Source organism: Kribbella sp. NBC_00359, assembly GCF_036097425.1.
Lineage (GTDB): Bacteria > Actinomycetota > Actinomycetes > Propionibacteriales > Kribbellaceae > Kribbella.
This window is the reverse complement of record NZ_CP107975.1, coordinates 1,662,691-1,675,223: the sequence shown is the minus strand read 5'-3', so window position 1 is coordinate 1,675,223 and position 12,533 is coordinate 1,662,691. Positions and strand designations below refer to the sequence as shown.

11 protein-coding genes are annotated in these 12,533 nt (G+C 68.2%); 3 read left to right on the top strand and 8 right to left on the bottom strand.

Annotated features, from left to right (window positions below):
- Positions 1–2 precede the first annotated feature (2 nt).
- The 3 genes from OG876_RS08070 to OG876_RS08060 form a co-directional block, all read right to left on the bottom strand.
- Positions 3–881, bottom strand: coding sequence for an aminoglycoside phosphotransferase family protein (locus tag OG876_RS08070; protein WP_328524158.1), 879 nt, complete (start codon positions 879–881; stop codon positions 3–5).
- Positions 882–926: 45 nt separating this feature from the next.
- Complete coding sequence (locus tag OG876_RS08065) at positions 927–1,535, bottom strand: hypothetical protein (protein WP_328524157.1); 609 nt, start codon at positions 1,533–1,535, stop codon at positions 927–929.
- Positions 1,536–1,615: 80 nt separating this feature from the next.
- Entirely contained in the window at positions 1,616–2,734 is a 1,119-nt protein-coding gene (locus tag OG876_RS08060) for a neutral zinc metallopeptidase (RefSeq protein WP_328524156.1), read from the bottom strand.
- Positions 2,735–2,809: 75 nt separating this feature from the next.
- Between OG876_RS08060 and OG876_RS08055 the strand changes: the two genes are divergently transcribed.
- Positions 2,810–4,495 carry a DUF2207 domain-containing protein gene (locus OG876_RS08055; RefSeq protein ID WP_328524155.1) on the top strand — a complete coding sequence of 562 codons (1,686 nt, stop codon included), beginning with the start codon at positions 2,810–2,812 and terminating at the stop codon, positions 4,493–4,495.
- A 67-nt stretch (positions 4,496–4,562) separates the two neighbouring features.
- Here the strand turns inward: OG876_RS08055 and OG876_RS08050 are convergent, their stop codons facing one another.
- Positions 4,563–5,615, bottom strand: coding sequence for a neutral zinc metallopeptidase (locus tag OG876_RS08050; RefSeq protein ID WP_328524154.1), 1,053 nt, complete (start codon positions 5,613–5,615; stop codon positions 4,563–4,565).
- Between the two features lie 144 nt (positions 5,616–5,759).
- Here OG876_RS08050 and OG876_RS08045 point away from each other — a divergent pair, with 144 nt between their 5' ends.
- Complete coding sequence (locus tag OG876_RS08045) at positions 5,760–5,972, top strand: hypothetical protein (protein WP_328524153.1); 213 nt, start codon at positions 5,760–5,762, stop codon at positions 5,970–5,972.
- A 670-nt stretch (positions 5,973–6,642) separates the two neighbouring features.
- Here the strand turns inward: OG876_RS08045 and OG876_RS08040 are convergent.
- Complete coding sequence (locus tag OG876_RS08040; protein WP_328524152.1) at positions 6,643–7,749, bottom strand: neutral zinc metallopeptidase; 1,107 nt, start codon at positions 7,747–7,749, stop codon at positions 6,643–6,645.
- A 131-nt stretch (positions 7,750–7,880) separates the two neighbouring features.
- Between OG876_RS08040 and OG876_RS08035 the strand changes: the two genes are divergently transcribed.
- Entirely contained in the window at positions 7,881–9,563 is a 1,683-nt protein-coding gene (locus tag OG876_RS08035; RefSeq protein ID WP_328524151.1) for a DUF2207 domain-containing protein, read from the top strand.
- Between the two features lie 69 nt (positions 9,564–9,632).
- Here the strand turns inward: OG876_RS08035 and OG876_RS08030 are convergent, their stop codons facing one another.
- The 3 genes from OG876_RS08030 to OG876_RS08020 all read right to left on the bottom strand — a co-directional run bounded on the left by OG876_RS08030 (position 9,633) and on the right by OG876_RS08020 (position 12,429).
- Positions 9,633–10,925: a peptidase C39 family protein gene (locus tag OG876_RS08030; RefSeq protein WP_328524150.1), complete on the bottom strand. Its 1,293-nt coding sequence runs from the start codon at positions 10,923–10,925 to the stop codon at positions 9,633–9,635.
- A gap of 76 nt (positions 10,926–11,001) precedes the next feature.
- Complete coding sequence (locus OG876_RS08025; RefSeq protein ID WP_328524149.1) at positions 11,002–11,559, bottom strand: GNAT family N-acetyltransferase; 558 nt, start codon at positions 11,557–11,559, stop codon at positions 11,002–11,004.
- A 42-nt stretch (positions 11,560–11,601) separates the two neighbouring features.
- Positions 11,602–12,429: a lysozyme gene (locus OG876_RS08020; RefSeq protein ID WP_328524148.1), complete on the bottom strand. Its 828-nt coding sequence runs from the start codon at positions 12,427–12,429 to the stop codon at positions 11,602–11,604.
- Positions 12,430–12,533: the final 104 nt, after the last annotated feature.

Sequence of the window (12,533 nt, the reverse complement as noted above, 5' to 3'; positions counted from 1 at the left end):
GTTCACCCAAGACTGCCTAGCGCCTCGCGAAGAAAGGCGTCACGCCGGGCGGTCGCCGGTCCGTCCAGCTCGGTGGGTGTATTGAGCGCGGCGACGGCATCCCAGTAGGCGACATCGCTCGCCGTCGTACCGGTCGCCCGTTGCCAGCCGTCGAGTACATGGGCTGGTGCTTCTGGGTCGAAGGTGATCGCGACCTGCTCGCGGAGTTCGCTGAGGTCGACCCCGGGCGCGCCGACGCCGGCGGTCTTCCAGTCGATGAGCGCGGCGACGTCGTCGCCGTTCCAGATGAGGTTGCCGGGCCACACGTCGCCGTGGACATAGACGAGTTGGTTGGGCGGGACGCCGTACGCCGCGATGAGCTCGTCAGCCGCTTGCAGTAAAGGTGTTGTGGGCATGCGGTCGTTGCGGCGGTCGGCGGCGAAGTCGTCCACGGCGATCGGTCGCGGCCGGAAGGGAAGGTGCTCCCCGGGTGCCATCGCGACGGCGTGGACCCGAGCCAGGGCAGCCCCAGCGCCCTGCAACCGTTCAACCGTTGTCGGCGCCGGCCAGTCGCTCGTGCCAGGTACGACGGTCTCGATCGTCGAAGGCACTCCGGCGACATCGCCCGACAGATCAGCATCGATCAGCCTAGGAGCCGGCAAGCCATGCCGCTCGGCCACTTCCAGCGCGGCGGCTCCGGTGGCGATCATCGAACCGTCGATCCGCGGCGTCGGCGCCCGCAACACGACCTCCGTCGTCACCCCACGATACTCGACGCCCACCCGCCACGGCCCCTGCTCACCGTGCAACGCCTGCACCGTGCCGACCCGCGCCCCGCCACCAACCGCGCCGGCGGCCCACTCCAGCAAGCGCTCGGTGGCCAGATTTCCCCTTACCCGCATAACAAAACCTATCCGCCAACCCCTCGACACGCCACTGCCGCTGAATCAGGTCCGGGAGAGGTTGCGGACCCAGTCTGCGATGGCTAGAGCTGTGGTTGTGGGGGTGGTGTTGTCTGTTGGGAGGACGGTGGGGATTTGGGTGCGGAGGTGTTTGGCGAAGGCGAGTTGTTGGGCGGGGTTGTGTTCGCGCCAGCTGGGTCTGTTCCCGAGGCGTTCGGTGCGGGTGGTGTCGGTGCAGTCGAGGAGGGCGAAGTGGATGTCGCTGATCCAGCGGCGGGCGGGGAGGTCTTCGAGTTGCTCCGACATGAAAGGAGAGAGGAGGACGGTTGCGCGGCCGGATTGGGCGACTGAGTGGGCGACGGCCAGCCAGGCGTCGCGGAAGGCGGGCCAGTTGATCGGATCGGGTGCGCAGGCGAGGCCGAATGGGTCGATGAGAAGGTCTGCGTCGAAGACGGCGTACTCCTGCAGTTCTGCAGCCAGGAAGGGAAAGACGGCTGACTTGCCTGAGCCGGAGGCGCCTGTGACGACGAAGAGCGGGAGTCGTCTGGCGGGCTCGTTGTAGTGGCCGATGGGGCAGGTCGCGTGGTCGCCGTTCGGCAGGAGGTGGACTGGGGTTTCGCAGCGCTGGCAGTAGTGCATGGTCCAGTGGATCACCAAAGGCAGTTGATCATGGGGTGCTGTCGTCGACTTGAGTCAGGCCCCGCGCGGTCGCCGCCTGGCAGGGACTCGTCACTTCACCAGGTCGGCCGATACTGCGAGGTGTTGCAGGCCTTGTCCGCGCCGATGTTGAAGCCGTTCTGGATCCAGAAGCCCTGGCTGGTCGCCAAGCCGTGCGTACGCTCGTCCTCCGGGGTGTCAGGCGTTTCACCGAAGCTGTTGCTCGACTGCTCCTTGAACTCGGCCAGCCGGTTGGTCAGCGGGTACGACTTCTCGACCGCCTTGCTGAACACACCGCCGAAGCAGGACGCCTGCAGCTCGTTGCGGCGTGAGCTCTCGAGCTCCTGATCCGGATGGTCCTGCAGATAGACGGCACGGGCATAGAACAGCCCACTGACGCCTTGCACGTGGTGGCCGTACTCATGCGCGATCGTCATCAAGTAGGCCAGATCCTGCTGCGGACCGAACGCCCGGTTCATCTGCTTGACGTCGGTGTACATGACCTGGTTGCCGTAGCAGTAGAACGCGAGCACCCGGCCGGACAGCGGCTCGAAGCGGCCGCACGGTGTCGTCACCGGCTTGTCGAACACGACCAGACCAGGGTCCGGCTTGTCCTGGCCGAGCTCCTTGAAGATCGGCCGCCACGCGTCGTTCAGGCAGTTGAAGAGCTTCTGGTAGTACACCTTCTGCGCCGCCAGGCTGCCGTCACGCAGGTTCGCGGCCGGGCAGTTCTGCTCGGCCAGCGGACCGGTGCGGTAGATGTCGGCGTTGAGCAGGTAGTCCTCCGCCGTACCCTTCTGCGGGTTGATGGTCGGCGTCGGCACGATCGACGGACCGGTCACCCCGGGCTGGGCGGTGTTGTCGTCGCTCTTGCCCAGCAGGCTGCCGAGCACCGCCACCGACACGGCGATGAACATCAGCAGCACGAACGCCAGCACGATCAGCCGGACCGGACCGCCCCGGCGACGCTGTGGCTGGAACCCGTTGAACTGACCCGGACCGCCGTAGTACGGCTGCGCCCACTGCCCCGGGTATTGCTGGCCCGGGTACGGCGCTCGCTGCTGCATCGGACCGGGGCCAGTGGAGTACGGCCCCTGCGGCGGCCACGGCGCGGACTGCGGCGGTGGCAGCACACCGGGAGGCGGTCCGGACGGACCGTCCTGGGGACGGCCACCGTAGCCGTACGGACTGCTCACAGGTCTGGCCTCCTGCGCCGTGATCGGGTTCGGTCGGGTTCGCTGGGCGAACCGGCACGAGACTACTCTCGACCCATGTCACTGAAGCGCCGCCTCCTTCCGGCTGCCCTGCTGATGTCCCTGACCGCCCCGATAGTTGCCCTGAGCACGCTGCCGGCCCAGGCCGCCGACGATCAGATCACGGCGTACTCCGCCGAGGCGACGCTCACCAAGGACGGCAAGCTGCAGGTGAAGGAGACGGTCGACCTGACCGCCGGCGGTACGACGTTCAGCCGGACGCTGGCCACCCGGGTCCGGTCCGACGCCGAGCGGGACCGCACCTACGGCCTGAGTGACGTGTCGGCGACCGTGAACGGCCAACCGGCCCAGGGCTTGAAGAACGAGCGCACCGACGACGGTCGCAAGCTCACCGTGAACGTGTCCGGCCAGTCGAAGATCGTCTACAGCTACACCGTCGACAACGTGGTGGCCGACTCGACCGAGGGCCGCGAGGTGAGCTGGCCGGTCGTGCAGGGCTTCGGGGTGTCGATCCCGAAGGCCGAGCTCAGCGTCAGCATCCCGTTCGCCACCTGGGTCACCTGTTTCGCCGGCCGGGTCGGCTCGAGCATGCCGTGTACGTCGTCGCAGCTGGCCGAGTCGGCCGGGTTGCAGATCGAGCAGAACGGCGTACCCGCGGGTGGCCGGGTGACGTTCCTGACCGGGCTGAGCGACCAGGCGACCGTGCAGCCGAACGCGCAGTACGAGACCCGCTGGACGCTCGGGCGGGCGTTCACTGCCGACTCCAGCACGATCGGCCTGGCGGTGATCGTGTTCGGCATCGGACTGCTCGGTTCCGTGGCCTTGTGGTTCTTCCGCGGTCGTGACGCCGCCAAGGTCGGCGAAGGCGCGCCGGAGCGGCCGGTGCTGAACGGCTCGGACGGTCCGCAGTTCGCCGCACCGGACGGGATCCGGCCGGGCCAGGTCGGCACGGTGGTGGACGAGACGGCCGACGTCGTCGACATCACCGCGACCCTGCTGGACCTTGCCGTCCGCAACTATCTGACGATCGTCGAGCTGCCGCGGGAATCGCACTTCGGCAGGCTGGACTGGGAGTTGCACCGGCTCCACCAGGGCGGCCACGAGTTGCTGCCGTACGAGAAGGCATTGCTGGACGCGGTCTTCGCGGAAGGCGACTCAGTGGTCGTGTCCAACCTCGGCCCGTCGCTGCGACCGCGCCTCAACCTGGTCCGCGAGCAGCTGTACGCCGATGTGGTGACGCAGGGCTGGTTCACCTCCCGTCCGGACGCCGTCCGGAACCGCTGGACCACTGCGGGCTTGGTGTTGCTCGGTGCGGGCGTCGTACTGACCGTCGTGCTCGCGATCGTGAGCAAGTTCGGCCTGGTCGGCTTCGCGGTGATGGCGGCGGGTCTGGTGCTCGCACTGATCGGTCAGGTCGCACCGGCACGCACTGCGCGCGGAGCCGCCGTACTGGGTCGAGTGGCCGGCCTGCAGCGGTACCTGGTCGACGAGACGTCGGCGGACCTGCCGCAGAGCCACCGCCTCGAGTTCGCGTCCCGCTGCCTTCCGTACGCCGCTGTGCTCGGACTGACCGAGAAATGGGCGCTGGAGATCGCGGCGACCGATGACGACGACGACCCGGACGCCGGCATCGGCTGGTACGCCGGCCCGGACAACTGGCACCTGTCCGACATCGGCGAGTCGCTCAGCAACTTCGTCACCGCGTTCGGCGGCACGCTGACCACAGCGCGCCGCCTGTTCTGAACGCGGGCAAGGCGGTGTCTGACGGTCCCGCACCTGCTCGCTACGGCGCGGGACCGTCAGACACCGCCTAGTTCACTCGGACATCCACGGCGGTGAACGTGTTGCAGGAGTCGGGCTTCTTGCTGTTGTAGCCGGCGATCGACCACTGGTAGTTGCTCACCCGGTTGCCGTGATCGTGGATGCGCGGGCGGGCGTAGTCGTCGCCGGTGTGGGAGATCAGGAACTTCCAGTTCTGCAGCAACGGGCCACGCATCGGCGTGAACGCCGCGTTGGCGCCGAGGTAGGCAGCGCCCAGGCAGGTCGCCTGCAGTTCACGCCGGCGGCTCTCCTGCAGCTTCTGGTTCGGCGTCATCTGCTGCTGCCGCGTCACCGACGCCCCGAGGATGCCTGCCAGGTTCTGGACGTGGTGGCCGTACTCGTGCGCTAACGTGTTCAGCATGATCGCGCGCGCGTACATCGGGTTCGACTGGTAGTAGCGCAGGTCCACCGCGAAGGGCAGGTAGATGGTCTGGTTCGCACCGCAGTACGCCGCTCGCACGCTGCGCTGGATGCCACACGGGGAGGGCAGCTTGCCGGCGTACACGACCGCCTTCGGGGCGCGGAACGGCAGGCCGGCCTTCTTCATCGCCAGCGACCAGGTGCGGTTGAGGCACGGCAGCAGACGGTTGTAGTAGGTCCTCGCCCCGGTGAAGTTCACCGGGGCGATCAGCGGCTCCGCGCACTTCGAGGCCGCGATCGGGCCGATGCTGTAGAGCTTGCTGGCCTTGACGACCTCGTCGACCGTCGGGCCGGGTGGCCTCGTCGGGGTCGGCGCACTGGACGCTGACTCGGAGGGCGACTCGGACGGGGACTCCGAGGCCGGGGCCGACGGGGTGCCCGTCGTTTGTGGGGCGTCGTTGCCGGTGTTGCGGACGAGCAGTGTGACGCCGGTGCCGACGACCAGGACGGCGAGCACCACCAGGCCGATCAGGAGAAGGCGCGGAGTCCGCTTCGGCTTGCGCCTGCGCCCGCCGGGCGGCTGGGGGATCGGGATCGGCGGGTACTGCCAGTTCGGCGCCTGTTGTACCGGCTGGCCCATCGGGCCGAGCTGGTTGCCGGACGAAGTCGCGTGGCGGGGCATGCGCTGTTGCTGTGGTTGCTGTGGGGGCAGGGCGTTGCTCCACGGCGAGGCCGACTGCTGAGGCGCCGACTGCGGCGAACCCCACAGGTATGAGCCCTCGGAGTACGGTCCGGGCTGCTCGGGATTGGACTGGGACGGAGCCGAGTGCCACGCACTGGACTGCGACTGGTCCGTGCTGGGCTGCTGCGGCGGCCGAGACTGCCCCGGCCGACCCGGACCGGGCTGCTGCGGGCCAGCCTGCTGCGTCCACCCGGACTGAGCCCCACCAGTCTGCGGACCGGACTGCTGCGCCCATCCGGACTGAGCTGGACCAGACTGCTGCGGCCCGGACGGCTGCGGACCAGACTGCTGTGCTGAACCGGACTGAGCTGAGCCGGACTGGGCTGGGCCGGACTGGGCTGGGCTCGACTGCGACGTCGGACCGGAGTGCGGCGGTCCCGACTGCTGGGCAGGGCCGGGCTGCGGACCTCGACCGGCCTGAGGTGACGGACCGGACTGTGGTGACGGCGGGCCCGGCTGTGGGCCCCAACCGGGCTGTGGACCGGGCTGCTGGGGTGGGCCGGACTGGGATGGAGTCGGGCGAGACTGTTCGGGGCTGGTCTGCCACGACGGCTCGTCGGGGTTCTCCGGACGGCGGTTCGCCCAGCCCTCGCCGAACCACTTGTTCGGCGGACGTTCGCCCTGCGCCGGGTCCTGGAACTCACGTTTGGCCGCGGTGTCCCCGGTCCACCACTTGGGCGGCTGGCCACCCCCGGGACCCCGCTCCGGCGGGCCGGCCGGCTGCTCACCGTCAGCCGGTTCGTTCCCCGGAGGTGGGTTCCAGTTGTCCGACATCGATACTCCTCACGACCTCGCTGGTGTAGCCGTCAACGTGGTGCATCCGGCGCTGTTCCGGGTGCCGAAGCGCGCCAGGTCGGTTCTTTTCCCCCCGGACACCGCGCACCCTCCGGACATACTTTGCGTGATCCGGACCCACCAGGCTAGCCACCCCGGCCAGTCGGTTCTCAGCCGACCGGAATCCGGGCCTCTACTGCACCTTCGCGGCCGACGCGGCGAAGGTGTTGCAGACGTTCGGGTTGCGGCTGGTGAACCCCCGGGTGGCCCAGTACTGGTGGTTCACTCCGTCGCCGTGGTCGTTGTTGTAGTCGGTCCAGTGCAGGATCAGCCACTTCCACTGGAACAGCGCCTGCCCGGTGACCGGGTAGGTCCGCTTGTTCGACCCGATGAAGATGTCGCCGAAGCAGGACGCCTGCAACTCCAGCCGCCGGCTGCCCTCCAGTTCGGCCGCCTGGGTCGGAGCGTCGTACCGCATCCGGGCGTTGGCCGCGAGGATCCCGGTCATGTTCTGCACGTGGTGGCCGTACTCGTGCGCGAACTGGTGCAGCATCCACATCCGCGCCCAGACCTTCTGATAGGCCTCCGGGTACCGGTTGTAGTTCCCGATGTCCTCGCTGAGGTTCATATAGATGGTCTCGGTGCTGCCGCAGTAGAACGGTGGACCGGTGTCGCTGTACATCCCGCACGGCGTACTGATGGTCCCGCTGAACACCTGCACCTTCGGCGACCGGAACCGCCCACCCGCCTTCGTCACTACCGCGGGCCAGGCCTTGTTCAGGCAGCGGAGCAGGTTGACGTAGTTCGCCCGGGCGCCGGCCACGTTGGACGGGCGCGACCGTGACTCCTTGCAACTCACCGAGCCCATCCCTCCGGCCTTGTACAGCTTGTTCCGCAGTACCAGGTCGGTGTCGGACGGGCCGGGATTGCTCTTCGGCGTCGTGGTCGTCCGAGGCGCGGTCGGACGTGTGGTGGTCGGCTGGGTCGTGGTGGGCCGGTTGGTGACAGGCCGGGTCGGCGCCGCGGATGGCGTCTCTGACGGCTCGGCCGTGGGGCTGTAGCTCGAGGAGTACGTCGGGGCCGGCTGGCTGGTGTAGGGGTCACCGTTGTGCTTCAGCGTGTTGGAGACCGCCTTCAGCCCGATCACACCGAGCAAGACAATGCCCAGTACGACGAACAGCGCGATCAGCCCGCCACGTTTCTTCTTCGGCGGCCGCGGTCCACCAGGCGGTGCGCCCCACCCGAACTGCGGCTGCCCGTACGGCGGGGCAGCCGGTGGACCCCATTGGTTGCCTGACACACCGAAGACGCTATCCGAGCCCAGGCTCAACCGAACTTGACCGGACGCTGGTCCCCACTGGTGGCCTGACACGCGCCAGGGGCTATCGTGCCCGTGTCAACCTGACCCTCTCTTTACGGTGTGATTGGGCGATGCGTCTACGTGTGCTCGGGCTCTCCCTGTGTGCCCTCGGCCTGATGGGCCTGACCGCCGCGCCGGCCGGCGCGGCCGGTTCGGGTTCCGCGGCCGACCCGGCGGTGACCAGTTTCGACAGTCAGGTCCGGGTCGAACGCGATGGCCTGCTCAGGGTCTCCGAGACCTGGAAGCTGAGCAACGTGAGCGGGACGTTCACCCGGTTCATCGTCACCCGCGATCACCTTCCCGACGACGTCGATCACGTCCAGGAGATCGGGGACCTGACCGTCAAGGCCGGCGGTCAGGACAAGCAGGCCGACGTGAAGACCGACGGCGACGTCACCTCGGTGGCGGTCGCGGATGTCAGCGGCACCACTCAACTGGACTTCACCTACACAGTGAAGGGCGCGGTCGCCAAGACGCTGAACGGCACCGAGGTCCGGTTCGCCCCGCTGACCGGCATCAACCTGCCCGTCACACAGGCGAACATCCTCTTCAGCACACCCGAGGTCTCGCACGTCTCCTGTTTCGCCGGCGCGATCGACAGCAACACTCCGTGCACGCTGGCGCAGATCGGTGAGACGTCCGGGCCGACCTTCCAGCAGCAGATGCTGCCGCCGGGGAACACGGTCCGGATGGTGATCGGCTTCCCCGAGGGCGAGATCGCCGCGAACTCGATCGTCGAGTACCGCAAGACCTTCAAGCGGGCCTTCTCCACCGACACCGCGCAGTTGCTCACCGCACTCGCGATCCTGCTGCTCGGCGTGATCGCACTGCTGGTGCTCTACCGGCTGCGCGGACGCGACCGGGTCGACCCGCGGCGCGTCGTACCGGCGTCGCTGTTCAGCCTGGGCACCGACACCCGGATCGACTTCAGTCCGCCGTCCGACCTGCGGCCCGGCGAGGTGGGCACGCTGATCGACGAGCGGATCGACCCGGTGGACGTCACCGCGACGATCATCGACCTGGCCGTCCGCGGGCACATCACGATCATCGAGCTGGAGCACGAGACCGAGTACGCGCGGCCCGACTGGGAGCTGCGCCGCGTCTCGAACGCACCGTCGGAGGAGCTGCAGCGGTACGAGAACGTCCTGATCCGCGCGATCTTCGGCGACTCGGACTCGGTGCTGGTCTCCGAGCTCGGCCGCCAGGTGCGGGCGAACCTCGCCCAGGTCCAGGACGCCCTGTACGACGGTGTGGTCAAGCGCGGCTGGTTCAACGAGCGCCCGGACCGCACCCGGTCGCTGTGGGCGACCATCGGCATCGTCATCACCGTCCTGGGCGTCGCGCTGACTGTCGTCCTCGCACTGCTGTCGACCTGGGGTCTGGTCGGTCTCGCGGTCACCTTGGTCGGCATCGGCCTGATCGTGGTCGGCCGCTACATGCCGGCGAAGGCGCCGGCCGCCGGCCGGGTGCTCGGCCAGGTCGCCGCGATCCGCGGTGAGCTGCTCGAGATGGACGTCAGCGAACTGCCGGTCGACCAGCACGCCGAGCTCTGCTCGCGTGCCCTCCCGTACGCCGTCGTCCTCGGCGGATCGGAGCGCTGGATCGACGCACTGGTCGCCACCGACAGCACTCCGGACGAGGAGGACGAAGGTTTCACCTGGTACCGCGGCCCGCGCGGCTGGCACCTGCAGTACCTGCCGGACTCGCTCCGCAACCTCACCACGAACCTGACGGGCGCACTCTTCGCCCGCTGAGCCGCAAAGCTGGGCCACAGACAGAACAGTGCCCGCCACACCGCCCCGGTGTGGCGGGCACTGTCGCTCTCACCAGTTGTGCTGCGGATCCGGCGGCGCCGGCAACGGCATGCCCGCCGGGTGGATCACGTAGACGAGCCCACCGGAGTGCGGCACCCACGCGTTCTCGAACGCGGCCCGGTCGTACGTCGTCCGCACCTGGTCGTTGCTCGCGATCAGATGCGAGGCTGGATCGTTGACGACGACGTTGCCGGCCTGGTCGAACCCGACGATCACCATCAGGTGCCCGTTGGTCCCGTAGCCCGCGCCGGGCAGGTCGCCCTTCTTGAACGACAGCGACGCGACCAGCGGGATCCCCGCCTTGATGAACTGCTCCGCCTCGGTCAGCGACCGCAGCCGGGTGATGAACCCGTCCACTCCACGGCTCCCGGCGTACGCCGTGTTGAACGGCCAGTTCCCGGCGCCGTCGTAGGAGTAGTCGAACACCGAGCGCGCCGAGTGGTCCACCTGCGGATCGGTGTAGGACGGATCGACCCACGCCGTCTCCGCCGCGGTCGGCCCGGCGGCGTAGTAGTCGAGCACCATCGCGGTCGAGGTCGCCGAGCACCACGCCTCACCGCCGCCGTCCCACTGTGGATACTGCCCGATATGCGTCTCCTGCGAGTACGTCGGCACATCCAGTACGACGCCCTCCGCGCCACCAAGGGGGCTCACGGCAACTTTCTTGTCGGCGGGCAGCCGGGACGCCATCGCACCCACGGACCGCACCACCGGCGACTGCGTCGTACCGCTGAGCCGGTACAGGCTGACCTTGAGCTGCCAGCGATCCAGCCAATGGCCGGTCGCGGCGGTAAAGGTGTCGACGGCAACAGATCCGTCGGCGTCACCCTGCGCCGGCACGGATGTGCGGTGGATGTCGCCGGCGGCGGTGTCGTCGCCGCCGGACCAGCGGCCGAGCACGTACCACTTGGTCGTGGTGCCGAGATCCGTCGTACCTGCCAGCGAGACCTCGATCCAGGTGCCGGGCGGCGTGGTCGCGTTCCAGGACGCGACCAGCTCGGTCAACCCGAAGCCGCTGCTGACCATCGGCGAGATCCAGCTGGTCTGGTCGTAGTTCTTGGCGGTGCCGTCCCCGAACGGATCGACGTACGCCGTGGTGCCGGTCGACGTACCGAAGGTCAGGGCACCGTCGGCGACGGTGGTGCCGTACTGGGCACCGGCGAGGAAGTCGGTGGTCGACGTCCACGTGCGGTAGGCGATCTGACGCGGTGGGGCTACCTTGACGGCCTCGCTCGGGAGCGAGCCCGCGCTCAGCACGACCACACCGAGAATCAGGGCGGTGAAGGAACGGGCGGCGATCATGTTTCGACGGTAGACGTACCGGCCGCGACTGTCGCGGTGAACGCGTGCCGCGACAGCCATTTCTGCTGTCAAATACTTACGAGCGTTTGTCCCACTCCTCGGCGAGCATCGCGAAGACCAGTTCGTCGGTCCATTCGCCCTTCAGGAACTCGTTCTTGACGAAGTGCGCCTCCTGGCGCAGGCCGAGCCGCTTCAGCAGGTTCGCCGAGGCGGTGTTGCGGGCGTCCAGCCGGCCGATGATCCGGTGCATGCCGAGCTCCTCGAAGCCGAGCCGGAGCAGTTCGATCGAGGCCTCCGCGGCGAACCCGCGGCCGTGGAAGTCCGGGTGGAACACGAACCCGATCTCCCCGGTCCGCTGCTCGGCATTGTGCACGAACAAGGTGACCTCGCCGACGTGCTGACCGGTTTCCCGCAGGATCACAGCGACGGTGAGCGCTTGACCGTCGGTGTCCATCGGTACGTCGGTCAGCCGGCCGGCGAGGGCCTCCTTCACCTGCTCGGGGGTCCTCGGGCCGTGCAGCAGGAACCGGGCGACATCCGGTCTGGACTGCAGCCTGAGCAGGTCGTCGTAATCGGTGGCGAGATAGCGGCGCAGGGTCAGGCGGTCGGTCTCGATCGGCAGCGAAAAGCTCACCGATCGAGACTATGAGACCGCCGCAACCCAATTACCCCCGGCTCACCCGTTGGCGAGGGCAACCAGCCGGGACTGGTCGCCGTTGAACCGGTCCTGGTCGATCGGGGTGGAGCTGTACTGCCAGATCGTGTGGAACGGCCAGCCGCCGGGCAGGGTGCCGGGCGCCGAGGCGTACCGGGCGACCCAGAGCGGGTTGGTGGCGTTGAACGCGGTGCTGTTGCCGGTGCACTGGCTCCACCAGTCGAGGTTGGTGTAGATCACCGCGTCCCGCGTGGTCCGCGCCTTGTAGGTGTTGAGGAAGTCGCGGATCCAGTTGACCATCGCGGCCTGGCTCAGCCCGTAGCAGGTTGCGCCGTACGGGTTGTACTCGATGTCGAGCGAGCCCGGCAGGGTCTTGCCGTCCCGGGACCAGCCTCCGCCGTGGTCGACGAAGTAGTTGGCCTGGTTGGCGCCGCTGGAGTCGTTCGGGGTGGCGAAGTGGTAGGCGCCGCGGATCATCCCGACGTTGTAGGAGCCGTTGTACTGCTGGGCGAAGTACGGGTTGGTGTAGTAGTTGCCTTCGCTCGCCTTCACGTAGGCGAACCGCTTGCCGGCAGTCCACTGCGAGGCCCAGTTGACGTTGCCCTGATGGCTGGAGACGTCGATACCTTCGACCGATGCGGCGGGGGCCATCACTGCCGGAGCAGCGCTGGTCGTGGTGTTCGACAGCCAGCCCATGTACGCGTCGCCGGCCTTGTCGATGCCGTGCTGACGGGCCTGGGGCGTTGGCTGGTGGGATGCGGGCGAGGTGGTGCTGGCTTGGGCGGAGCCGATCGAGGCCAGAAGCAGACCAAGAGTGACGGCGGCACCCGTGAAAAGGGCGGACTTCACGGTGGACCTCCACAGAGCGATGAGGGGCGGACAGAGCGCTCGGCGGAGGTTTTACCCGGCTTCGGTAAGAATCAACCATTCAATCTGGGTCGAATGGTGAGTAA

Bases quoted from the DNA above. Each gene is read 5' to 3' on its own strand.
- OG876_RS08055 (WP_328524155.1), top strand. From the start codon at position 2,810: ATGTCACTGAAGCGCCGCCTCCTTCCGGCTGCCCTGCTGATGTCCCTG.
- OG876_RS08050 (WP_328524154.1), bottom strand. From the start codon at position 5,615: ATGCCCCGCCACGCGACTTCGTCCGGCAACCAGCTCGGCCCGATGGGC.
- OG876_RS08035 (WP_328524151.1), top strand. From the start codon at position 7,881: ATGCGTCTACGTGTGCTCGGGCTCTCCCTGTGTGCCCTCGGCCTGATG.
- OG876_RS08070 (WP_328524158.1), bottom strand. From the start codon at position 881: ATGCGGGTAAGGGGAAATCTGGCCACCGAGCGCTTGCTGGAGTGGGCC.
- OG876_RS08030 (WP_328524150.1), bottom strand. From the start codon at position 10,925: ATGATCGCCGCCCGTTCCTTCACCGCCCTGATTCTCGGTGTGGTCGTG.